The 21,610-nt window shown below is 68.9% G+C and carries 26 protein-coding genes; 12 read left to right on the top strand and 14 right to left on the bottom strand.

Going from position 1 to position 21,610, the window contains the following annotated elements; all coding sequences use genetic code 11:
- The first annotated feature begins 44 nt into the window (after window positions 1-44).
- Window positions 45-305: an ArsR/SmtB family transcription factor gene (locus tag AC5JDC_RS00420; protein ID WP_106773213.1), complete on the top strand. Its 261-nt coding sequence runs from the start codon at window positions 45-47 to the stop codon at window positions 303-305.
- A gap of 260 nt (window positions 306-565) precedes the next feature.
- Here the strand turns inward: AC5JDC_RS00420 and AC5JDC_RS00415 are convergent, their stop codons facing one another.
- Entirely contained in the window at window positions 566-739 is a 174-nt protein-coding gene (locus AC5JDC_RS00415) for a YdcH family protein (RefSeq protein ID WP_106773174.1), read from the bottom strand.
- A gap of 236 nt (window positions 740-975) precedes the next feature.
- On the opposite strand from AC5JDC_RS00415, the gene AC5JDC_RS00410 reads away from it, so the two are divergent.
- From AC5JDC_RS00410 to AC5JDC_RS00395, 4 genes are all read left to right on the top strand, one after another.
- Window positions 976-1,179, top strand: a complete 204-nt coding sequence (locus AC5JDC_RS00410) for a YdcH family protein (RefSeq protein ID WP_106773175.1) — start codon at window positions 976-978, stop codon at window positions 1,177-1,179.
- A 167-nt stretch (window positions 1,180-1,346) separates the two neighbouring features.
- Entirely contained in the window at window positions 1,347-2,312 is a 966-nt protein-coding gene (locus AC5JDC_RS00405) for a DMT family transporter (protein WP_495838207.1), read from the top strand.
- Window positions 2,313-2,468: 156 nt separating this feature from the next.
- Window positions 2,469-2,930, top strand: coding sequence for a 5-(carboxyamino)imidazole ribonucleotide mutase (purE, locus tag AC5JDC_RS00400; RefSeq protein WP_495838205.1), 462 nt, complete (start codon window positions 2,469-2,471; stop codon window positions 2,928-2,930).
- The gene (locus tag AC5JDC_RS00395) at window positions 2,927-4,006 is read left to right on the top strand and encodes a 5-(carboxyamino)imidazole ribonucleotide synthase (protein ID WP_495838095.1); all 1,080 of its coding nucleotides are present in this window, start codon (window positions 2,927-2,929) and stop codon (window positions 4,004-4,006) included. Before purE ends, AC5JDC_RS00395 begins: the two co-directional genes overlap by 4 nt.
- A 41-nt stretch (window positions 4,007-4,047) precedes the next feature.
- Here AC5JDC_RS00395 and AC5JDC_RS00390 read toward each other — a convergent pair whose 3' ends face one another.
- Together AC5JDC_RS00390 and AC5JDC_RS00385 are read right to left on the bottom strand one after the other, a co-directional pair.
- Complete coding sequence (locus AC5JDC_RS00390; protein WP_106773178.1) at window positions 4,048-4,254, bottom strand: DUF1737 domain-containing protein; 207 nt, start codon at window positions 4,252-4,254, stop codon at window positions 4,048-4,050.
- Window positions 4,251-5,156, bottom strand: a complete 906-nt coding sequence (locus AC5JDC_RS00385) for an HpcH/HpaI aldolase/citrate lyase family protein (protein ID WP_495838093.1) — start codon at window positions 5,154-5,156, stop codon at window positions 4,251-4,253. The genes AC5JDC_RS00390 and AC5JDC_RS00385 overlap by 4 nt, the downstream gene beginning before the upstream one ends.
- Window positions 5,157-5,254: 98 nt before the next feature.
- Between AC5JDC_RS00385 and AC5JDC_RS00380 the strand changes: the two genes are divergently transcribed.
- Window positions 5,255-6,424, top strand: coding sequence for an NAD(P)/FAD-dependent oxidoreductase (locus tag AC5JDC_RS00380; RefSeq protein WP_495838091.1), 1,170 nt, complete (start codon window positions 5,255-5,257; stop codon window positions 6,422-6,424).
- Window positions 6,425-6,430: 6 nt separating this feature from the next.
- On the opposite strand, the gene AC5JDC_RS00375 is transcribed toward AC5JDC_RS00380, so the two are convergent.
- The 5 genes from AC5JDC_RS00375 to tsaD all read right to left on the bottom strand — a co-directional run bounded on the left by AC5JDC_RS00375 (window position 6,431) and on the right by tsaD (window position 9,976).
- Entirely contained in the window at window positions 6,431-7,030 is a 600-nt protein-coding gene (locus AC5JDC_RS00375; RefSeq protein ID WP_495838203.1) for a class I SAM-dependent methyltransferase, read from the bottom strand.
- Between the two features lie 68 nt (window positions 7,031-7,098).
- On the bottom strand, window positions 7,099-7,524 hold the full coding sequence (locus tag AC5JDC_RS00370) for an EVE domain-containing protein (RefSeq protein WP_495838089.1): 426 nt from the start codon (window positions 7,522-7,524) through the stop codon (window positions 7,099-7,101).
- Window positions 7,525-7,555: 31 nt separating this feature from the next.
- The gene (locus tag AC5JDC_RS00365) at window positions 7,556-7,849 is read right to left on the bottom strand and encodes a YciI-like protein (RefSeq protein ID WP_106773183.1); all 294 of its coding nucleotides are present in this window, start codon (window positions 7,847-7,849) and stop codon (window positions 7,556-7,558) included.
- A 67-nt stretch (window positions 7,850-7,916) separates the two neighbouring features.
- Window positions 7,917-8,894 (bottom strand): NAD(P)H-dependent glycerol-3-phosphate dehydrogenase, encoded by a 978-nt coding sequence (locus tag AC5JDC_RS00360; RefSeq protein ID WP_495838086.1) that lies wholly within the window; start codon window positions 8,892-8,894, stop codon window positions 7,917-7,919.
- Window positions 8,891-9,976: a tRNA (adenosine(37)-N6)-threonylcarbamoyltransferase complex transferase subunit TsaD gene (gene tsaD, locus AC5JDC_RS00355; protein ID WP_495838201.1), complete on the bottom strand. Its 1,086-nt coding sequence runs from the start codon at window positions 9,974-9,976 to the stop codon at window positions 8,891-8,893. The genes AC5JDC_RS00360 and tsaD overlap by 4 nt, the downstream gene beginning before the upstream one ends.
- Before the next feature lie 100 nt (window positions 9,977-10,076).
- Between tsaD and hemC the strand changes: the two genes are divergently transcribed.
- The 6 genes from hemC (at window position 10,077) to AC5JDC_RS00325 (ending at window position 16,223) form a co-directional block, all read left to right on the top strand.
- Window positions 10,077-11,006, top strand: a complete 930-nt coding sequence (hemC, locus tag AC5JDC_RS00350; protein WP_495838084.1) for a hydroxymethylbilane synthase — start codon at window positions 10,077-10,079, stop codon at window positions 11,004-11,006.
- Window positions 11,007-11,732, top strand: a complete 726-nt coding sequence (locus AC5JDC_RS00345) for a uroporphyrinogen-III synthase (RefSeq protein ID WP_495838082.1) — start codon at window positions 11,007-11,009, stop codon at window positions 11,730-11,732.
- 110 nt (window positions 11,733-11,842) lie between these two features.
- Window positions 11,843-13,372, top strand: a complete 1,530-nt coding sequence (locus AC5JDC_RS00340) for a COG4223 family protein (protein WP_495838080.1) — start codon at window positions 11,843-11,845, stop codon at window positions 13,370-13,372.
- Window positions 13,373-13,379: 7 nt separating this feature from the next.
- Complete coding sequence (locus AC5JDC_RS00335; RefSeq protein WP_495838078.1) at window positions 13,380-15,014, top strand: heme biosynthesis protein HemY; 1,635 nt, start codon at window positions 13,380-13,382, stop codon at window positions 15,012-15,014.
- A gap of 14 nt (window positions 15,015-15,028) precedes the next feature.
- Window positions 15,029-15,508, top strand: a complete 480-nt coding sequence (locus tag AC5JDC_RS00330) for a tellurite resistance TerB family protein (RefSeq protein WP_495838199.1) — start codon at window positions 15,029-15,031, stop codon at window positions 15,506-15,508.
- Window positions 15,501-16,223: a glutamine amidotransferase gene (locus tag AC5JDC_RS00325; RefSeq protein WP_495838076.1), complete on the top strand. Its 723-nt coding sequence runs from the start codon at window positions 15,501-15,503 to the stop codon at window positions 16,221-16,223. Before AC5JDC_RS00330 ends, AC5JDC_RS00325 begins: the two co-directional genes overlap by 8 nt.
- Before the next feature lie 9 nt (window positions 16,224-16,232).
- On the opposite strand, the gene AC5JDC_RS00320 is transcribed toward AC5JDC_RS00325, so the two are convergent.
- The 6 genes from AC5JDC_RS00320 to pstC form a co-directional block, all read right to left on the bottom strand.
- Window positions 16,233-16,451 (bottom strand): hypothetical protein, encoded by a 219-nt coding sequence (locus AC5JDC_RS00320; RefSeq protein WP_133170106.1) that lies wholly within the window; start codon window positions 16,449-16,451, stop codon window positions 16,233-16,235.
- Between the two features lie 83 nt (window positions 16,452-16,534).
- Window positions 16,535-17,224, bottom strand: a complete 690-nt coding sequence (gene phoB / locus AC5JDC_RS00315; RefSeq protein WP_106773193.1) for a phosphate regulon transcriptional regulator PhoB — start codon at window positions 17,222-17,224, stop codon at window positions 16,535-16,537.
- 12 nt (window positions 17,225-17,236) lie between these two features.
- Window positions 17,237-17,944, bottom strand: coding sequence for a phosphate signaling complex protein PhoU (phoU, locus tag AC5JDC_RS00310; protein ID WP_106773194.1), 708 nt, complete (start codon window positions 17,942-17,944; stop codon window positions 17,237-17,239).
- A 22-nt stretch (window positions 17,945-17,966) separates the two neighbouring features.
- Window positions 17,967-18,791, bottom strand: coding sequence for a phosphate ABC transporter ATP-binding protein PstB (pstB, locus tag AC5JDC_RS00305; protein WP_495838072.1), 825 nt, complete (start codon window positions 18,789-18,791; stop codon window positions 17,967-17,969).
- 15 nt (window positions 18,792-18,806) lie between these two features.
- Window positions 18,807-20,123 carry a phosphate ABC transporter permease PstA gene (gene pstA / locus AC5JDC_RS00300; RefSeq protein WP_495838070.1) on the bottom strand — a complete coding sequence of 439 codons (1,317 nt, stop codon included), beginning with the start codon at window positions 20,121-20,123 and terminating at the stop codon, window positions 18,807-18,809.
- On the bottom strand, window positions 20,120-21,580 hold the full coding sequence (gene pstC / locus AC5JDC_RS00295) for a phosphate ABC transporter permease subunit PstC (protein WP_165816098.1): 1,461 nt from the start codon (window positions 21,578-21,580) through the stop codon (window positions 20,120-20,122). Before pstC ends, pstA begins: the two co-directional genes overlap by 4 nt.
- Between the last annotated feature and the right edge of the window lie 30 nt (window positions 21,581-21,610).

Raw genomic sequence — 21,610 nt, 5'->3', positions numbered from 1 at the left:
GCAATGCCGGCATCCGGCCAAACCTCGTCGCGGAGGGTAGGGGCATGCTCAACGACGCCTTCGTCGCCATTTCCGATCCGAACCGCCGGCATCTCCTGGAGGAGCTGCGCCGCGGCCCCAAGACGGTCGGCCAGCTCGCCTCGGGCCTGCCGGTGTCGCGCCCGGCGGTCTCGCAGCATCTCAAGGTCCTGCTCGATGCCGGCCTGGTGAGTGCGCGGGCCGACGGCACACGGCGCGTCTATGCGGTGAGCGCGCCGGGATTCCTCAAGCTCAACATCTGGCTGGACCAGTTCTGGCAGGCTTAGCTTAGCGGCGGCGGGCGCCGCCGTATAATCGACGAAGACCCACGCCGGCGTCAGTGCGCTGCAAGGAGCGGCCGGACCGTTGCGATGCCCGCTGCAAATCCGCTCCACGAAATGGGTCGGGCGTATCGCGCGAACAACAGGGACATCAGGCCGCTGAGGGAAATGGTTCGGCAGCGGCAGCCAGGAAACTACGAAAACTACCCTGAGGGCCAGCGGCAGACATGCCGCCGGCTGCCTTCAAGGTCGGTCTATGGTTCTCTTCAGTGCGTGGTATGCCGCAACTTCTCAATCTCGTCCTTGATCGCCAACTTGCGCCGCTTGAGACTGACGATTTCGAGATCGTCCACCGACGGATGCGTCAAAGCTTCGTCGATCTGGCGCTCGATGTCGCCGTGCTTCCGCTGCAGCTCGTCAAGGTGGTTGGCAAGAGACATGATTGCTGCTCCCTTCATGGTTTCCTCGATCGTCCGCATCTGAAGCGGCGCCCGCCCATGCCGCCTCGCGACGGTACGGTGACAGTCTGCCACCAGATTGTGGCAATGTCGAATGCCGCGTGGTAGCATTTCCTGAACCGGCGAAATGTGGTATTCAATCCGCGCCGGGTGGGCTGGCGCGCCCGGACCCGCCCCCATAGGTGCACGCAGCGCCGGAACTTCTGCTGACGGAAGCCATGTCCGACCAGGATCAGACCGAGATTCGTCTTGAGTTTGCAAAGCTTAAGCAGGAGCACGCCGATTTCGACGCAGCCATCAACGCGATGATCGCCATGGCCTGCGACCCGCTGCAGATCCAGCGCATGAAGAAGAAGAAACTGGTGATCAAGGACCGGCTGGCGAAGCTCGAAGACCGGATGATCCCGGACATAATTGCGTGACCGGCCGGCGGGCCGGACGCAGGCGATCTGCCTGCCCCGCAACGAGAGTCATCCCCGGCATTTGCGATTGCTTTCCGCCGCGGCAATGGCAAAGATCGCTGGCGTGGCTGCGACCGGCGGCATAGCCTGATCGGCGGTCGACCGGCGTGTCATGGGAGGGTGCGACGATCCACGTCCTGGCTGCCCTGCACAGCAAGGAGACGAGCCCTGCCGGGACCTCGCAGCGCGTGGCCTATTCCGGCGCGGTGCTGGGCTGGTTTCTCTCGGCGGGCGTCTACATAGCCGCGCGATGGGCGAACGCCGAAATGCCGCCATGGACGCTGTGCTTCTGGCGGCTGACGCTTGCCTGCGCGCTGCTGCTCCCCTTCGTACGCCATCACTTTCCGGTCATGCTTCACCTCCTGCGGTCGAGGCCGATCGAACTGCTGGTGGTCGCCGGCATCGGCCTGACCCTCTGCCAGGGGTTGCTCTACACGGCGCTGCACTTCACCGATGCGACGACGGCCGGCATCATCATGGCGCTTTCGCCGGTGATGACGATGATCCTGGCCCGGCTGATCCTCGGTGAGACATTGAGCGGATGGCAAGGGGTGGGCGCCGTCCTGTCCCTCCTCGGCATGATCGTGATCGTCGCGCATGGCGACCTCGCCGCCCTCGTCCGGCTGCAGGTGAACCCGGGGGAGCTGCTGATCTTCGTCAGCGCGCTCAGCTGGGCCCTCTACACCGTCCTGCTGCGGCGTCTCAAATTCGACGTCGAGCGCCTGCCATTGCTGGTTCTGCTGCTGGGCGCCGGCGCGATCGTGGCAGCTCCGCTCTATGGGCTGGAGCTCATCTGGGACGAACGGTCGGCGCTCGACGGCAAGGGTCTTCTCGCCCTTGCCTATGTTGCCGGCCCGGGCGGGGCCTTCATGTATTATCTTTACAACCGTAGCGTCGACACGCTGGGTGCCAGCCGCGCAGGCATGCTGCTGTATCTTCAGGCCGTCTTCGTTGCGCTGCTGGCCTTCCTGCTGCTGGGCGAGAGCCTGCATGGATATCATGTGGCCGGCGCGGCCATCATCGTCTGCGGGCTTCTGATCGCCAACATGATCAGGTCGACGCCCAATGCGGCTTCCGGCCGGACGAGCGGCTGAGGCGGCGCCCGCGCCGGGTCGCGGCCGCGCTTGCATCACAGGCGCCTGCGGAGGAAACCTTCTACGCCAGCCGTCCTTGCGACCAGGGCGGATTTCCGCTAAGCGCGCCGCATGCCGCCGACCGGGAGACGAAGCGTGGCCGACGTCGCGATCATCATGGGCAGCCAGTCCGACTGGGCGACGATGCGCCACGCCGCCGAGACGCTGGATGCGCTCGGCGTCGCACATGACGACAGGATCGTCTCGGCGCACCGTACGCCGAAGCGGCTCTACGACTTCGCCACCGGTGCCAAGGCCGCCGGCTACAAGGTGATCGTCGCCGGCGCCGGCGGCGCGGCGCACCTGCCCGGCATGACGGCGGCGCTGACGCCCTTGCCGGTGTTCGGCGTTCCCGTTGAATCCAAGGCGCTGTCCGGCCAGGATTCGCTACTGTCGATCGTGCAGATGCCGGCCGGCATTCCCGTCGGCACGCTGGCCATCGGCCGCGCCGGCGCCGTCAACGCTGCGCTGCTCGCCGCCGCCGTGCTGGCGCTCGGCGATCCGGATCTGGCGATGCGTCTCGACGACTGGCGGGCGCGGCAGGCCGATGCGGTCGCAGAGGCGCCGACCGACGCATGAGCGCTCCGCTCCCCATCGGCTCGACCATCGGCATTCTCGGCGGCGGCCAGCTCGGCCGCATGCTGGCGATTGCCGCCGCCCGGCTCGGCTACCGCACCGTCGTGCTCGAGCCGCAGCCCGATTGCCCGGCCGCGCAGGTCGCCAGTGCCCAGATCGTCGCGGCCTATGACGACTCCGCCGCCCTCGACGAGCTCGCCGCCCTGTCGGCTGTCGTCACCTACGAGTTCGAGAACGTGCCAGTGGCCGCCGCGGCGCGGCTTGCCGGAAACGTCCCGGTCTTCCCGCCGGCCAAGGCGCTGGAGGCCGCGCAGGACCGGCTCGTCGAAAAATCCTTCCTCAACCGCGTCGGCGTCTCCACCGCCGATTTCCGCGCCGTCGACAGCGATGACGACCTGCGCGCCGGCCTCGCGGCGTTCGGCGGCAGCGGCGTCCTGAAGACACGGCGCCTCGGTTATGACGGCAAGGGCCAGCGCCTCTTCCGCGACCATGCGGGAGACGTCGCCGGCAGCTTTGCCGCCATGGGCGGCGTGCCGCTGATCCTGGAAAGCCTGGTGCCGTTCGCGCGCGAGATCTCGATCATCGCCGGGCGCGGCGTTGACGGCGCCATGGCCGCCTATGATCCCGCCGAGAACGTTCATCGCGCCGGTATCCTGCACAGCTCCACCGTGCCGGCGGCCATCTCGCCGAACACGGCCGAGGCGGCACGCGAGGCGGCTTTCTCGATCCTGCGGGCGCTCGATTATGTCGGCGTCATCGGCGTCGAGTTCTTCGTGCTTGCCGACGGCCGCCTGCTTGCCAACGAGATGGCGCCGCGCGTCCACAATTCCGGCCACTGGACGGAGGCCGCCTGCGCCGTCTCGCAATTCGAGCAGCACATCCGCGCCGTCGCCGGGCTGCCGCTGGGCGACGCCAACCGCCACAGCAATTGCGTGATGGAAAACCTCATCGGCGACGACATCGAGCGCACGCCCGCGCTGCTCGCCGAGCCCAACCTGGTACTCCACCTCTATGGCAAGGCGGAGGCGCGGCCGGGCCGCAAGATGGGCCACTTCACCCGGATCGCCGCCCGGTCCTGACCGGTAGCGGCGGTGAATCGGCTCCAGGCCGGGGACGACGGTCAGTAGTCGCTGAGCTTGATGCCGGGCTCGTAGTCCTTGCCGTCAACGTCCTTCACCACCGCCTGACCGCACATCATGGTCTTGGTCTCGGCGTTGAAGGAATAGGTGGGCGAGCCGAACAGGTGCCAGCCCTTGTTCAGGGCCGCGGTCACCTTGTGGCAGAAGGCGGAATCGTCCGGTCCGCTGAGGAAACGGTAGAGTTTCATGGGTCCTTCTCCGATCGGTCCGTCGCCGGCGCGGCGGCAGCGCGGGCAAGCAACCGCTGCGCCTGGGCAAGGTGAAGCCGCTCCACCATGCGGTCGTCAAGCACAATCACGCCCTTGCCGGCGTTTTCAGCCAGCGCGAAGGCCTCGACGATCCGCCTGGCTTCCGCAACGGCCATCTCGGACGGGGAGAAGGCGGCGTTGGCCGGGCCGATCTGCGCGGGATGAATCAGCGTCTTGCCGTCGAAACCCATCGCCGCCGCCTCGGCGCATTCCAGCTCGAAGAGCGCCGCAGTGCGGAAATCATTCATGACGCCGTCGAGCGCCACCAGCCCGCCGGCGCGCGCGGAGAGCACGATCTGCATCAGCCACGGCACCAGGTAGCGGCGGTCAGGCGTGGCGAGCACGCCGGTTTCCTTAACGAGGTCGTTGGTGCCGGCGACCAGCCCGGCCAGCCGCGCCGCCGAGTCGCGGCCGAGCTCGGCGATCGCGCCGAGGTTGAGCAGGCCGCGCGGCGTCTCCACCATCGCCCACAGCTTCACCCGTTCCGGCACCGCCTCCTCGTCGAGCAGGTCGCCGGCCTCCAGCAGGTCGCGCGGCGTGTCGACCTTGGGCAGCAGGATGCCGTCCGGCTCGAGCGTTCGGGCGAGCGCGAGGTCGTCGGCGCCCCATTCGGTCGCGAGCGCGTTGATGCGCACGATCGCGGTCGGCGAGCCAACCGGCCTGCGGCCGAACCAGTCCTTCAGATTGGCGCGCGCCGCCTGCTTGTCACCGGGTGCCACGGCATCCTCGAGGTCGAGGATGACGGCGTCGCAGGCGAGCGAGCCCGCCTTGGCCAGCGCCTTGGGATTGGAGGCGGGCACGTAGAGCACGGAACGGAAGGGCTTTTCGACGGCTGCGGCCATCCGTCCTTCTTGCCCGGCGTCGCCGGCCCTTGCAAGAGCTTGCCTTGTCCCGCGGTTGCTGCTTGGTAAGCCGATGACGGCATTGGAACGGAAGCATCATGGCTCGCTACGACATCGTCATCATCGGCGGAGCGATCGTCGGCAGCTCGGTCGCCTGGTATCTGCGCGAGGAGGGCTTTTCCGGCACCATCGCCCTGATCGAGCGCGATCCGCAATTCACCCGATCCGCCACCACGCTGTCGGCGGCCTCCATCCGCCAGCAGTTCTCCATCGCCGAGAACATCCGGCTGTCGCAGTTCACGCTTTCGCTGTTTCGCCGCCTGCCCGAGGAATTCGGCGCGGAGGCCGACATCGGCTTTCGCGAGAAAGGCTATCTCATCCTCGCCAGCGAAGACGGGCTGCCGGTGCTCAAGGCCAATCACACGGTACAGGCCGCGGAGGGCGCCGACATCCTGCTGGAGGACGCCGCCGCGCTGTCCCGCCGCTTCGCCTGGCTGTCGACCGAGGGTGTCGCCGCCGGTGCCTATGGCCGCAGCGGTGAGGGCTGGTTCGACGCGCACGCGCTGCTGATGCTGTTCCGCAAGGCGGTGCGGACGAAGAACGTCGACCTTGTCACCGCCTCGGTCGCCGGGATCGAGCGCGACGGCGCGCGGGTGACGGCCGTCACCCTGGACAACGGCGAACGGCTCGAAGCCGGCATCGTCGTCAACGCCGCCGGCCCGAACGCCGGCAGGGTGGCGGAAATGGCCGGCATCGCGCTGCCGGTCGAGCCGCGCAAGCGCAGCGTCTTCGTCTTCGAGGCGCGCGAAAAATTCGACGACATGCCGCTGCTGGTCGACCCGTCCGGCATCTATGTGCGGCCGGAAGGCGCGGTCTACATCACCGGCGGCGCCGAATCCGAGGAGAACGAGGGATCGGCCGATCCGGCCGACTTCGATCCGGACTGGCCGCTCTTCGAAGAAGTGATCTGGCCGGTGCTCGCCACCCGCATCCCTGCTTTCGAGGCGATCAAGCCGACGCGCGCCTGGGCCGGCCACTACGACTACAACACGCTCGACCAGAACGGCGTGGTCGGGCGGCATCCGGAGATCGGCAATTTCCTGTTCGCCAACGGCTTCTCCGGCCACGGCCTGCAGCAGGCGCCGGCCGTCGGCAGGGCGCTGGCCGAGCTGGTCGTGCATGGCGGCTACCGCACGGTCGACTGCTCCGCCTTCGGCTACGAGCGGATCGCGGCGGGCAGGCCGTTCCGCGAGCTGAACGTGATCTGAGCAGCGTCAGCCGAACCGCCACACCGTGGTGCGCTTCACCTCCGCATCCTCCAGCGCCCGGGTGACCGGCACCTCGTAGACGGCGAGCTTTTCCAGCCGCTGCTTCGGCAGGTAGGCGCGGCCGGGATCGCCGACCAGCACCGTCGCCCCGCGCGCGGCGAGTGCCGAGAACCACGGTTTCAGCCGGTCGGCGAAGGCGCGGTCGTAGAAGACGTCGCCGGCGAGCACGACGTCCCAGCCCTCGTCGCGCCCGACCAGGTCCTCCGCCGAGAACACGATCCGTACGTCGTTGGCCTCGGCGTTCAGCGCGATCGCGGCCTCGCAGAAGGGATCGATATCGGCGGCGAGCACCCGTCCCGCGCCGGCCTTAGCCGCGGCTATGGCGACCAGGCCGGAGCCCGTGGCGAAATCGAGGACGGAGAGGCTGCGCACGATTTCCGGATGATCGAGCACATGGCGGGCGAGGCCCTGCCCGCCGGCCCAGGCGAACGCCCAGAAGGGCGGCTGCAGGCCGATCTGCTGCAGCTCGTCCTCGGTGCGGTGCCAGAGGTCGTGCGCCTCGTCGGCGAGATGGAGCCGGATCTCCGGCACATGCGGCGGCGCCATCAGCGCCGTGTTGGCGCGGATGAACGGCGTCCTGTCGCCGACGCGCGGACGTGCCGCCGGCGACCCGGTCACGGCGCGGGGTCGACCCCGCCGACGCGGCAGATCTCGCGCCATTCGTCCGGCTGCACCGGCTGCACGGACAGCCGCGAATTGTTGACCAGCACCATCTTGGCGAGCTTCGGATTGGCCCTGCAGTCGTCCAGCGTCACCGGCTTCGGCACATCCCTGACGGCGCGGATGTCGACGCATTCCCAGCGCGGGTCGTCGGTGGTCGAGTCGGGATGCGCCAGCTTGCACACCTCGGCGATGCCGACCACCGCGAGGCCCTCGTTCGAGTGATAGAAGAAGCCGAGGTCGCCGATTTGCATGGCGCGCATGTTGTTGCGCGCCTGGTAATTGCGCACGCCGTCCCATTCCTGGCCGGCCTTGCCCTTGGACTTGAGCATGTCCCACGAAAAGGCGCTCGGTTCGGATTTGAAGAGCCAGTACTGCACGGTGCTTCCCCTCGTCTCAGATCCGCGGCGCTCAGGCGGCCGGATTGTTGAACACCCAGTTCCACGGCCGGATGTCGACGGATTCGAACAGGCCGGCCTTGGCGTAGGGATCGCCCGCGGCGATCGCCTCCGCCGCGGCAAGGTCCGCCGCCTCGACGGCGACCAGGCTGCCGCATGGCTTGCCGTCGCCGTCGAGGAAGGGGCCGGCGAACTTCAGCGTGCCCTCGGCATTGAGCTTGTTAAGGTATTCGACATGGGGCGGGCGGTTGTCCATCCGCGTCTGGAGGTGGCCGGGCTTGTCCTTGCAGGTGAAGACGAAAATCATGGATTGCTCCTCGTTCGATGCTTTCTAATGCAAGGCGCGGTCGGCGGGAAAGGCCACGGAGTTCATTTCAGTCGGCCTCCGCCTTCAGCGGCCGCGACATCAGGCTTTCGACCGCCTGCGAAATCGTCAGTTTTCCCGCCAGGATTCTTGCCGTCGCGGCGATGATCGGCGCGTCGACGCCCTTCTGGGCGGCGATGCGCACCGCGATGCCCGCCGTCGCCACGCCTTCGGCGAGCGGCCGGCCAGCCAGCGGCTCGCCGCGTCCCAATGCCAACCCGTAAGCGAAGTTGCGCGATTGCGCCGACGCGCAGGTCAGCACCAAGTCACCCAGTCCCGACAGGCCCATCAGCGTCTCCGGCTGCGCACCGAAGGCAATGCCGATGCGCCGCAGCTCGACGAAGCCGCGCGTCACCAGAGCGGCCTGCGCGCTGGCGCCGAGCCCGGCGCCCTGCGCCGCGCCGGCTGCGATCGCCAGCACGTTCTTCAGCGCGCCGCCGATCTCGACGCCGGTCTGGTCGCCGGTCGAATAGCAGCGGAAGGTCGGCGTCGACAGCAGCGCGGCGAGGTCGGCGGCGAGCGCCTCATCCCTTGCCGCGACCACGACGGCTGTCGGCATGGCGCGCGCCACGTCGGTCGCGAAGCTCGGGCCGGACAGGGTCGCGGTGCTGCTGCCCGGGCAGGCTTCCGCGGCGATCTCGGACAGCAGCCTGCCGGTTCCGCTCTCGATGCCTTTGGCGCACAGCACCAGCGGCGCGCCGGCGGGAAGATGCGGCCCGGCCGACGCCAGGGTGTCGCGCAATGCCTGTGCCGGCACGACGACGAGTACGGTTTCGGCGCCGGCGAGTGCTGTCGCAATGTCGGTCGTGGCCCTTATCCCGGCCTCGAAGGCGAGGTCCGGCAGGTAGCGCGGATTGCTGCCCATGGCGATCGCCTCGGCAGCCTGCGGTTCGCGCGCCCACAGCGACACCTGACGGCCGGCACGTAGTGCCGTAAGAGCAAGCGCCGTGCCCCAGGCACCGCCGCCGAGCACGCAAACGCGGCTCATGCCTTGGCGCCCCGGCGGCCGGAGCCGACGACCGGTGCCGACACGCTGTCGAGCGGCCAGCGCGAGCGCGGCGAAAAATCCATGCCGTCGGCTTGCGCGAGCCCGGCGCGCAGCCGTTCGATGCCCGCCCAGGCGATCATCGCCGCATTGTCGGTGCACAGCGCCAAGGGCGGCGCGACGAAACCGAAGCCGTTGTCGGCGCAGAGCTTTTCCAGGGTCGAGCGCACCAGCCGGTTGGCCGCCACGCCGCCCGCCACCACCAGCGCCGGCCCCGCCGCGTCCGGGTATTCGGCGCGGAACCGCTCCAGCGCCCGCGACACCCGGTCGGCGAGCGCGTCGGTGACGGCCGCCTGGAACGACGCGCATATGTCGGCGACGTCCTGCTCGCTGAGCGGCGCGATGGCGGTCGCGGCCTGCCGGACAGCGGTCTTCAGGCCCGAGAACGAAAAATCCGGCCGCGCCTCGCCCTTCATCGGACGCGGGAAGGCGAAGCGGGCGGCATCCCCGGCCCTCGCCGCCTTCTCGACGTTCGGGCCGCCGGGATAGGGTAGGCCGAGCATCTTCGCCGTCTTGTCGAAGGCTTCTCCGAGCGCGTCGTCGATGGTGGTCGCCCAGCGCTGGTAGTCGCCGACGCCGCGCACCAGCACGATCTGCGTATGGCCGCCGGAGACGAGCAGCAGCAGGTAGGGGAAAGGCAGGCCGTCGGTCAGCCGCGGCGTCAGCGCGTGGCCCTCGAGATGGTTGACGGCGAGCAGCGGTTTGCCCGCCGCGGCGGCGATCGCCTTGGCCGTCATCAGCCCGACGATCAGCCCGCCGACCAGCCCCGGCCCGGCGGTCGCCGCCACCGCGTCGACATCGGCAAGCGTCGTGCCGGCGTCGGCGAGCGCGGCCTCGATCAGCCCGTCCAGCGCCTCCACGTGCGCTCGCGCTGCGATCTCCGGCACCACCCCGCCGAACGCGGCATGCTCCTCGATCTGGCTGAGCACGGCATTCGACAGGATCTGCGGCCGGCCGTCATCGGCGAGCGCTACGACGCTCGCGGCTGTTTCGTCGCAACTGGTCTCTATGCCCAGGACGCGGATCATGCCTTAAGATGGTCCAAGATTGTCCATCGGGGATTTCCCCGTTAGGAGGGGCCCGGCCGGGCATCTCCGCCGGGCTGCCTATCACGGACCGGGCAGGATGCAAACAGCGACGCTCACCATCGGAACCCGCGGAAGCCCCCTGGCGCTCGCCCAGGCGCATGAGGCGCGCGCCCGGCTGATGGCCGCCCATGGCCTGCCGGAAGAGGCCTTCGCCATCGAGGTGATCTCGACCAGCGGCGACCGCATCCAGGACCGGCCGCTGTCGGAGGCCGGCGGCAAGGGCCTGTTCACCAAGGAGATCGAGGAGGCGCTGCTCGACCGCCGCATCGACATCGCCGTGCATTCCTCCAAGGACATGCCGACGCAACTGCCCGACGGGCTTGAGCTCTCGGCCTTCCTGCCGCGCGAGGACGTCCGCGACGCCTTCATCGGCAGGGCGGCCCCGACGATCCGAGGATTGCCGCACGGCGCGACGGTGGGGTCGTCCTCGCTGCGGCGCCAGGCGCTGATCCGGCGCATGCGGCCGGACATTTCCGTGGTCACCTTCCGCGGCAATGTGCAGACCAGGCTGCGCAAGCTGGAGGAGGGTCAGGTCGCCGGCACGATGCTCGCCTGCGCCGGACTCAGGCGGCTGGGCATGGCCGACGTCATCACCGACCTGATGCCGCTCGACGTCTTCCCGCCGGCGCCCGGCCAGGGAGCGATCTGCATCGAGAGCCGCATCGGCGACGAGCGAATCGCAAGGCTGCTGGAACCGCTCGACCACCGCGACACGGCACTGGCGCTGGCCTGCGAGCGCGCCTTCCTGGCGGCGCTCGACGGCTCCTGCCGCACACCGATCGCCGGCCATGCGGTCGTGGATGGCGGCCGCCTGCGATTCGGCGGCCTGATTCTGTCGCCGGACGGGCAGAACGCCCATGACGTGACGATCGAGGGACGCGCCGGCGACGCGGCATCGCTCGGCCGTCGTGCCGGCGAAACGGTGCGCGCCAAGGCCGGCCCCCGCTTCTTCGAAGGCTGGAGCTGAATGGCCGCGCGCGTCCTGGTGACGCGGCCCGAGCCGGGCGCTACGCGCACTGCCGCGCGGCTGGCCGAACGCGGATTCGTCCCGGTGCGGCTGCCGCTGACCGAAACCGTCGCGCTTCCAGTCGAGCTGCAATCCCCGCCGGGGGATATCGACGCCGTCGCCGTCACCAGCGCCAACGCGCTGCGGCATGCGCCCGCGGGATTGATCGAAGCCCTCAAAGCCAAAAAATGCTTCGCCGTCGGCGAGCGGACGGCGAAGCAGGCGCGGGCGCTCGGTTTCGCCGCCGTGGAGACGGGGGACGGCGATGCCGACGCGCTGGCGGGGCTGGTGATGCGCCGCGTCCGGCACGGCGCCCGCCTGGTCTATCTGTGCGGGCGGGTACGGATGAGCGGTTTCGAGGCGCGGCTGGCGGAGGCCGGCATCGCCGTTTATCCGCTGGAAACCTACGACACGCGCACGATCGGCTACGAGCGCGACCAGCTCGCCACGGCCGTCGGTGCGGAACCGATCGACGCTGTGCTGCTTTATTCCGCCAAGGCTGCCGGCCGCTTTCTCGAACTCTCCTGGCCGCCGGAAGCGGTGCGGATGCTCGCGGCGGCGGAATTTCTATGCCTGTCGCAGCGGGTCGCCGAGCGGCTCGCCGACGTCTTCGGCGCCCGCATCCGCATCGCGGCGGAACCCAGCGAGGCAGCGCTGTTGCGGCTGCTCGGGCCGCCTGCCGTCTGAGGCCGATCGCCCCGTCATGCCCGCGCCCCTTTTCAGGGCAGGCTGGTGTGGTAGGTATCCTGAAGGTGGCCGGCGCGCCGGTGCCAGGACGAACGAAACGGAGGCCAGGCATGGTCAAGACGCCGAGGACCCGGCACTCGAAGACGCAGCGCGAGCCGCTGACCATCGAGCTCGATCCGGCCGATGTCTCGCGTGTGTCCGAGACGGAGACCGTGTCGCCGGCCGCGGCCGATTCGATCCCTGGTGCTCCGGAATCGCCCTCGGAGGCGCGGGTCGCCGCCGAAGATTCCGCCGACGCGACCGCACAGGGTACCGACGCGACCGCACAGGGTACCGACGCGACCGCACCTGGCGCGGACGAAATTCCAGCCGCCGGGACGGAAGCCAGGTCGGACGATGTACCGAACGACCCCGTGTCGAATGAATCCGAGCCGGCGACCGAGACAGGCACAGCCCCGCAACCCGACCAGGAATACCAGCCGGGCGAACCGGTACGCGAACCCGCCGGCTACCGGTTCGATGAAGCGGAAGAGCGGCAGCCGCAGCCGGGCCGGGCCGAATCGCCTGCCTCGCGCGACGATGCGGCCGCGCCGCCACAGCTGCCCCCGCGCAGTGACGGCTTTTCGCGCATCGCCGCCGGCGTGATCGGCGCGGTCGTGGCGCTGGCCGCCGCCGGAGGTTTGCAATATGCCGGACTGCTTGGCGCACCGCATGCCTCGCCGGGCAGCAGCCCGCAGGCGAATGCCGAGATCGAAAGCCTGCGACAGGAGATCGCGGCCGTCCGCAGCGATGCCGGAGCCGGCGACCTCGCCGCCCGCGTCGATGGCCTGTCCTCGGCGCTCGACACGCTCAAGGCGGACGTCGCGGCGCTGCGCGAGGCCGCTCCCGCCGCCGGCTCCGGCGATGCCGCGGCGCTTCAGGGGCTGGACGACAGGATCAAGCAAATCGAGGCCGATATCGCCGCGCTCGGCCAGGCGCCGGATGCGGCCGACCTGAGCGCGCTCGGCGAGCGGGTTGCCGCCGTCGAGGCGCTGGCGAGAACCGAGAACGACTCGGCCGCGGAGGCCGGCGACCGGCTTGCCGCGCTCGAGCAGACGGTCGGCAGCCTGGCCGGACGGGTGGATGCGCAGGCGCAGCAGCCGAAGATCGCGCTCGCCATCGCCACTGCCGCCCTGAAGGCGGCGGTGGACCGTGGTGCGCCCTTCGCGGCCGAACTGGAGACGTTCGCGGCGATCTTTCCGGCCGCGCCGGAGCTGGCGGCGCTGCGCGCGCATGCCGAGAAAGGCGTGTCGACCCGCGAGGCGCTGCTGGCCGAGCTCGAGCCGGCCGCCACAGCCATGATCGCCGCCGCGAAACCCGTCGATCCCGACGCCGGCATCGTCGACCGCCTGATGCAGAGCGCCGAATCGCTGGTCACCGTGCGGCCGGTCGGCGCGGTCGAGGGCGCGGGCGTGCCGGAGATCGTGGCGCGCATGGAAGCGGCGCTGACGGCGGGCGACCTCGACAAGGCGATCGCCGAATACGATTCGCTGCCCGACGCCGCCAAGGCGGCGGCCGGCGGGTTCGGCGACAAGCTCAAGGCGCGGCGCGACGTCGAGAAGCTGGTCGACCAGGCCATCGCCGGCGCGATGAAGGCGTGAGGACGGCATGATCCGCATCCTGTTCTTCCTCCTCGTCGTCTTCCTGCTCGGCCTCGGCTTCGCCTGGCTGGCCGACCGGCCGGGCGACATGGTCGTCACCTTCCAGGGCTACCGCTACACGGTCAGCCTGATGGCGGCCGCGGTCGGCGTGGTGGCGATCGTCGCCGCCGTGATGATCGCCTGGTGGCTGGTGAAGTCGATCTGGAACAGCCCTTACACCGTCGCCCGCTATTTTCGCGTGCGCCGCCGCGACCGCGGTTATCAGGCATTGTCGACCGGCATGATCGCCGCCGGCGCGGGCGACGCCGCGCTCGCCCGCAAGAAGAACAAGGAAGCCGCCAAGCTGATCCGCTCCGACCAGGAGCCGCTGATCCGGCTTCTCGACGCGCAGGCGGCGCTGCTGGAGGGCGACCATGACGGCGCCCGCGACAAGTTCGAGGCGATGCTGGACGATCCGGAGATGCGGTTGCTCGGCCTGCGCGGGCTCTATCTGGAGGCTGAACGGCTGGGCGACCGCGCCGCGGCGCGCCACTATGCCGGCCGCGCCGCCGATATCGCGCCGCAGCTCGGCTGGGCGGCGGATTCGACGATCGAGGAGAAGATCGTCAGCGGCGACTGGGACGGCGCGCTGAAGATCGTCGACGCGCAGAAGGCGACGCACCAGATCGAGCGCGACGCCGCCAACCGCCGCCGCTCCGTGCTGCTCACCGCCAAGGCGACGGCGCTGTTCGACGTCGATTTCCCGCATGCCAAGACGGCGGCGCTGGAGGCCAACCGGCTGCGGCCGGATTTCGTGCCGGCGGCGCTCGTCGCGGCGCGGGCGCTGTTCCGCGGTGACGACACGCGCAAAGGTGCGAAGATCCTCGAGGCTGCCTGGAAGGCCGAGCCGCATCCGGACGTCGCCGATCTCTACGTGCATGCCCGCCACGGCGACGCCGTCGCCGACCGTCTGACGCGCGCCAGGCGGCTGCAGTCGCTCAGGCAGAACCATCCCGAATCCTCGCTCGCCGTCGCCCGCGCCGCCCTCGACGCGGCCGACTACCGGCTGGCGCGCAAGGAAGCCGAGGCGGCGATCCGCATGCAGCCGCGCGAGGGTGCGTGGCTGCTGCTCGCCGATATCGAGGAAGCCGAGACCGGCGACGTCGGCAAGGTGCGCCAGCTGCTCGCCAGGGCGGTGCGCGCGCCGCGCGATCCCGCCTGGGTGGCCGACGGCTTCGAGACCGATAAATGGGCGCCGTTCTCGCCGGTCAGCGGACGGCTCGACGCCTTCGAGTGGCGGGTGCCGGTCGAGCGGCTGGGCACGCTGATCGAGGAAGAGAAAGCGCCGGTCGCTCCGGTCGAGCCGCCGGTGCTGGAGGCGCCCGCTCCGGTTCCCGCGCCCGGGCCGGTGGTCGAGGTCCAGGCCGAGCCGGCGCCGCCGAAATCGGTGCCGCCGCCCGCCCCGGAACCGGCGAACGACCGCAAGCCGGCCGAGCCGCAGCCCGCGAAGCCGGCTGCCGTCGCCGGCGTGGTTGCACCGGCGTTTGCAGACACCACATTTGTCGATGATGAAAGCGAACCGACGCAGCCGCCCTTGCCGGACGATCCCGGCGTCGACCCTGACGAGGCCGCCAAGCCCCGGCGGCGCTTCAGCCTGTTCTGATGAGTGACCCCTCGATGCTCGAACGCATGATCTCCTTCCTCAAGGAGCTGCCGCGCAACGGCGGCACCGCCGCGCGCGGCGACGATCCGCGGGTCGCCGCGGCGGCGCTGATGTATCATGTGATGGATGCGGACGGCGTGCGCCAGGACGCCGAGTGGGACCGCATCAAGCAGCTGCTCGGCGAAACCTACCACATTGGCGGGCGCGAGCTCGACGATCTCGTCAATGCCGGCGAGAACGCCGAGCACGAGGCGATCGACCTCTACGCCTTCACCAGCGTGCTTAACCGGCATCTCGACGACGAGGGCCGCATCGCTTTCATCCGGCTGATGTGGGACGTCGTCTATGCCGACGGCGTGCTGCACGAGCTCGAGGACAACACGCTGTGGCGGGTGGCGGAACTGCTCGGCGTCGACGGCCGCGACCGCGTCCTGGCGCGGCAGGACGCGGCACGCAGGGTTCCAGGAGCCAAGGGCACGCCATCGAATGAGTAGGCTGGGGGCGGACGCCGGTCGACCGCGCGTCCTCGTCGTGCTGCATCAGGAAACATCCAGCCCCGGGCGGGTCGGCCACATGCTGATCGAGGCGGGGTTCGAACTCGACGTCCGGCGGCCGCCGCTCGGCGACGCGCTGCCGGAGACGCTTGTCCACCATGCCGGCGCCGTTGTCTTCGGCGGGCCGATGAGTGCCAACGATCCCGAGGATTTCGTCAGGCGCGAGACCGACTGGCTGGCCGTGCCGCTGAAGGAGAACCGTCCCTTTCTCGGCATCTGCCTCGGCGCGCAGATGCTGGTCAACCATCTCGGCGGCAAGGTCGAAGGCCACCGCGACGGGCTGGTCGAGATCGGCTGGTATCCGCTCAAGGCCACCGACGACGGCAGGAAACTGATGCACTGGCCGGAGATGGTCTACCAGTTCCACCGCGAGGGCTTTTCGCTGCCTTCCGGCGCCTCGCTGCTGGCCACCGCCGAGCACTATCCCAACCAGGCCTTCCGCTACGGCGACAACGCCTGGGGCATCCAGTTCCATGCCGAGCTGACGCGGGTGATGATGCACCGCTGGGTGGTGCGCGGCGCGCACCGCTTCGAGCTGCCGGGCGCGCAGCCCGGCCGCGACCATCTCGGCGGCCGCATGATCTGGGACATGCACCTCAAGCGCTGGCTGGCGGAATTTCTCGAAACGGTGTTCGGAAAACCGGAGGTCGGCTGACCGCGAGCCTCAATGCTCGGTCAGCGCCTCGTTGAGCAGGTCGAGATCGACGTAGAAATAGCGCACCAGGCAGAGCTGGACCTCTTCGGCGTCGAAGCCGTGGCTCCTCAGATAGGAGACCGATTCGTAGATCGCCCGCCGGTCGACGAGCTTGGTCTTGATGCCGCCCTGCGCCTCGATGAAGGCGTCCATCTCGGCAATGTTCCGGTGCTTTGAAAGTGTCTGCATGTGTGCCCCCACATCACACGCACAAGTTTAGCGAATTGTGGATAACAAAATACTAACGATTGCGCGAGCGGTTCGTTGGGGGGCTATTCGTCGCTGATGGCGTAGCCGGCGCCGCGCACGGTGCGGATGACGTCCGGCATCCGTCCGTTGTTCACCGCCTTGCGCAGCCGTCCGACATGCACGTCGACCGTGCGCTCGTCGATATAGATCGTCTCGCCCCAGACGTTGTCGAGGAGCTGTCCGCGCGAAAACACCCGGCCGGGATGCCGCATCATGAATTCGAGCAGGCGGAACTCGGTCGGGCCGAGCCTGATCTCGCTTTTCTTGCGGTAGACGCGATGCGATTCGCGGTCGAGCACGATGTCGCCGACCTTGAGCACGGAGGACAGCACCTCCGGCTTGGCGCGCCGCAGCAGCGCCTTCACCCGCGCCACGAATTCCGGCGTCGAGAACGGCTTGACCAGGTAATCGTCGGCGCCGGTGGCCAGGCCGCGGACCCGGTCGCTCTCCTCGCCGCGCGCCGTCAGCATGATGATCGGCAGGCGCTCGGTCTCCGGCCGCATCCTCAGCCGCCGGCACAGCTCGATGCCGGAGAGCGCCGGCAGCATCCAGTCGAGCACCAGCAGGTCCGGCACGTTCTCCTGCAGCCGGATCTCGGCCTCGTCGCCGCGCGCGACGACCTCGACCTGGTAGCCTTCGGTCTCCAGGTTGTAGCGCAGGAGCACGCCCAGCGGCTCCTCGTCCTCAACCACCATGATTTTTGGAGCGATCATCGCGCCTCGCTTCTACTCGGCCAGCACGGTCGTCGCCGTCTCGTCCTGCTTCGGCCGGTTGGCCGGAAGCTGCGAGCCGGTCAGCACATAATAGGCGTTCTCGGCGATGTTGGTCATATGGTCGCCGATGCGCTCGAGATTCTTGGCGCAGAACAGGAGATGCGTGCAGGCGGTGATGTTGCGCGGATCCTCCATCATGTAGGTGAGGAGCTCGCGGAACACCGAGGTGTATTTGAGGTCGATCTTCTCGTCGTCGACGCGAAGCGTCCGCAGGTCCTCGGGCTTGCGCGCCGCATAGGCGGCGATCACGCCCTTGATCTGCGCCAGCACCAGCGTCGCCATGTCGTCGATGCCGTGCGACAGGCCGCGCGGCGTCGAGCCCTCGCCGACCGCGCCGACGCGCTTGGCGACGTTCTTGGCGAGGTCGCCGATGCGCTCCAGGTCGCCGGCCATGCGGATGGCGCCGAGCACGGCGCGCAGGTCCTGCGCCATCGGCTGGCGCTTGGCGATCAGCGTGATGGCGCTGTCGTCGATCTCGCGCTGCTTGGCGTCCATCACGGCGTCTTCCGAGATGATGCGCTGCGCCGCCGCCGCGTCGGTATGGAGCAGCGCGCGGATCGCATCGCGGACCATCGAGGCCGCCAGGTCCGACATCTCGCGGATCAGCTTGTCGATGTGCTCGAGATCCTGGTCGAAGGAGGAGACGGTATGTTCGCCCATTGCAGCTTTCCTCAATACCCACTCAGCCGAAGCGGCCGGTGATGTAGTCCTGCGTGCGCTTGTCGTCGGGATTGGTGAACATCTTGTCGGTCGCCCCCTCCTCGACGAGATAGCCCAGATGGAACATGGCGGTGCGCTGCGACACGCGCGCCGCCTGCTGCATGGAATGGGTCACGATGACGATGGTGTAGTTCTGCTTGAGCTCGTCGATGAGCTCCTCGACCTTGGCCGTGGCGATCGGGTCGAGCGCCGAGCACGGCTCGTCCATCAGGATCACTTCCGGCGACACGGCGATGGCGCGGGCGATGCACAGGCGCTGCTGCTGGCCGCCGGAAAGCCCGGTGCCGGGCTCGTTCAACCGGTCCTTGGCCTCGTTCCACAGCGCCGCCTTCTTGAGGCTCGACTCGACGATCTGGTCCAGTTCGGACTTGTTCTTGGCGAGCCCGTGGATCTTCGGTCCGTAGGCGACGTTCTCGTAGATCGACTTGGGGAACGGGTTGGGCTTCTGGAACACCATGCCGACGCGGGCGCGCAGCTCGACCACGTCGATCTTCGGGTCGTAGACGTCCTCACCGTCAAGCGTGATCTTGCCAGTCACGCGGGCCGAGTCGATGGTGTCGTTCATGCGGTTGAGGCAGCGCAGGAAGGTCGACTTGCCGCAGCCCGACGGGCCGATCAGCGCCGTCACCTGGTTCTGCCGGACGTCGAGGTCGACGTCGAACAGCGCCTGCTTGTCGCCGTAGAAGACGCCGACCTTGCGGCCCTGCATCTTGATCACTTCGTTGGGCTTCGCAGTCATACCGCCGCTCACCGCCTCTTCGAGTTTCTCTTGGCTCATGATGTTCATGATATCTGCCCCCGTCTACCAGCGTCTTTCGAATCGCCGGCGCAGCACGATTGCGGTGATGTTCATCGCCATGAGGAACACCAGCAGGATGATGATGGCGCCGGACATGCGCTCGACGAAGGCGCGTTCGGCCTCGTTCGCCCACATGTAGATCTGCACCGGCAGCGCCGTGGCCGGATCGAGCGGCGTCTTCGGATAGTCGGCGACGAAGGCCACCATGCCGATCAGCAGCAGCGGCGCGGTCTCGCCGAGCGCGCGGGCGAGCCCGATGATCGTGCCCGTCAGGATGCCGGGCGTGGCCAGCGGCAGCACGTGCTGGAACACGGTCTGCGTCTTGGAGGCGCCGAGCCCGAGCGCGGCCGAGCGGATCGACGGCGGCACCGCGGCCAGCGCGGCGCGCGTCGCGATGATGATGGTGGGCAGCGTCATCAGCGTCAGCACCAGGCCGCCGACCAGGGCAGCCGAGCGCGGCAGGCCGAGGAAGTTGATGAAGACGGCGAGGCCGAGCAGGCCGAACACGATCGACGGGACCGCGGCCAGGTTGTTGATGTTGACCTCGATGATGTCGGTGAGCCGCGTCTTCTTGGCGAATTCCTCGAGGTAGATCGAGGCGGCGACGCCGATCGGCAGCGCCAGCAGCAGCACGATCGCCATCATGTAGAGCGAGCCGATGATCGCGACACCCATGCCGGAGGTCTCGGGCCGGCTCGAGGCGCCGTAGGTGAACAGGCCGGTGTTGAACTTGCCGGCCATCGCCCCTTCGGCGCGCAGCTGGTCCATCCAGCCGATCTGCCGGTCGGAGACCTTGCGGTTGCCCTCGGCGACTTCGAGGTCGATCTGACCCTTGAAGGCGGAGTCGAGATTGGCGCCGGCGAGCACCCAGACGTCGCGCGTCGTGCCGATGAGGGACGGATCGGCGACGACCATGTCGCGAAGCTGCGTGCGCACGCCGTCGGAAACGAACCCCCGCAAGGCCGCGATCTGCGGCTTGTCGTCGAGCGAGATTCCCAGCTTCTGGGCCAGCGCGTCGCGGGCAAGCTGCGGATAGTTGGCCTTCACCAGCACGCTCGGATCGGTGTCGCGCCTGTCCTGCGGGTCGATGACCTGCGCGTCGAAGGTGATCGGCAGCAGGATCGAGGTCTGGAGGAAGGAGGTGTAGCCCTTGCCGATGATCGAGGCGAGCATCACCACCAGGAAGATCAGGCCGACCGAGATCGCCGCCAAGCCGTACCAGCGGAAGCGCCGCTCGGCGGCATAGCGCCGCCTGAGCCCGATGTCGCGGCGCGGCGGCGCCGAGGCGATGGGGAGGCTGCCGATCGCTGCGTCGGTCATTCGTACTGCTCCCGGTATTTGCGCACGATGTAGAGCGCGACGATGTTCATGACGAGCGTGACGGCGAACAGCGTGATGCCGAGCGCGAAGGCGACCAGCGTCTGCGGCGAGTTGAATTCGAGGTCGCCGGTGAGCTGGTTGACGATCTTGACCGTGATCGTCGTCATCGCCTCGAACGGGTTGAGGGTCAGGTTGGCGGCGACGCCAGCCGCAAGCACCACGATCATCGTCTCGCCGATGGCGCGCGAGGCGGTGAGCAGGATGGCGCCGACGATGCCGGGCAGCGCCGCCGGCAGGATGACCCGCTTGATCGTCTCGGAGCGCGTCGCGCCGAGCCCGAGCGAGCCGTCGCGCATGGCGCGCGGCACCGCGGTGATGATGTCGTCGGAGAGCGACGACACGACCGGGATCAGCATGATGCCCATGACGAAGCCGGCGGTGAAGATCGACTGCGCCTGGATGAAGGGCGAGCCGCCGGCGAGTGCCGCGCTGAGGTCGCGCAGGAACGGCCCGAGCGTCACCAGCGCGAAGATGCCGTAGACGATGGTCGGGATGCCGGCGAGCAGTTCGAGCGCCGGCTTGACCACGGAACGCACGCTGCGCGAGGCGTATTCGGCCATGTAGACGGCCGACATCAGGCCGACCGGAACGGCGACAAGCAGCGCCACGAGCGCGATGTAGAGCGTGCCGGCGAGCAGCGGGATCAGGCCGAACTGGCCGGCCGAGTCGGTGGCGCCGGCGGCGGCGAAGCGCGGGTCCCACACCGTGCCGAAGAAGAAGCCTGCGGGCGGCACGACGGAGAAGAAATGGAAGGTCTCGAACAGCATCGACAGCACGATGCCGACGGTGGTCAGGATGGCGATCATCGACGAGCCGAGCAGGCCCCACAGCACGACGCGCTCGACATTGTTGCGCGCCCTGGCCCGCGGCTGGATCGAGCGGATGCCGAGGGCGGCGCCGCCGAGCGCCAGCGCCAACGCCAGGACGCCGCCGGTCAGCCGCAGCGTGTCGCTGGTGCTGTTCGCCTCGGTGGCGATCGGGATCATGTAGTCCTGCGTGTCGGGTGCGAGCGCCGCGCCCTTGGCGGCGAGCGCCGGCTGCAGTTCGGCAAAGGTCGCAGGCAGGTTGTCGAGCGCCTGGGCGTCGAGCCGACGCAATGCGTTGGCGAGACTCTTGACCATGCCCAGCGCCAGCGAGCGGCTGGCGATCGGGCTGTCGGCGGTCTGCTCGGGCAGCTGCGCTTCGACGTGGCGCTCCATATAGAGCGAGGAGCCGACGCTCCACACGATGATCAGCAGCAGCGCCGGCAGGGCGGCGAGCATGAATGCCCACCAGCCGTGATAGTGCGGCCGGGAATGCTGCTTCTGAGCCCCGCCGGTCTGCGCGGCGGCGCGCCCTCGGCCGATGATGTAGGCGGCCACGCCGATCGCAAGGACGATGGCGAGAAAATAGATCATCGGCATCAGCGGAAACCCCGGGCGCTTACG

The organism is Kumtagia sp., from assembly GCF_059502445.1.
This window is presented reverse-complemented; position numbering and strand designations above follow the sequence as displayed.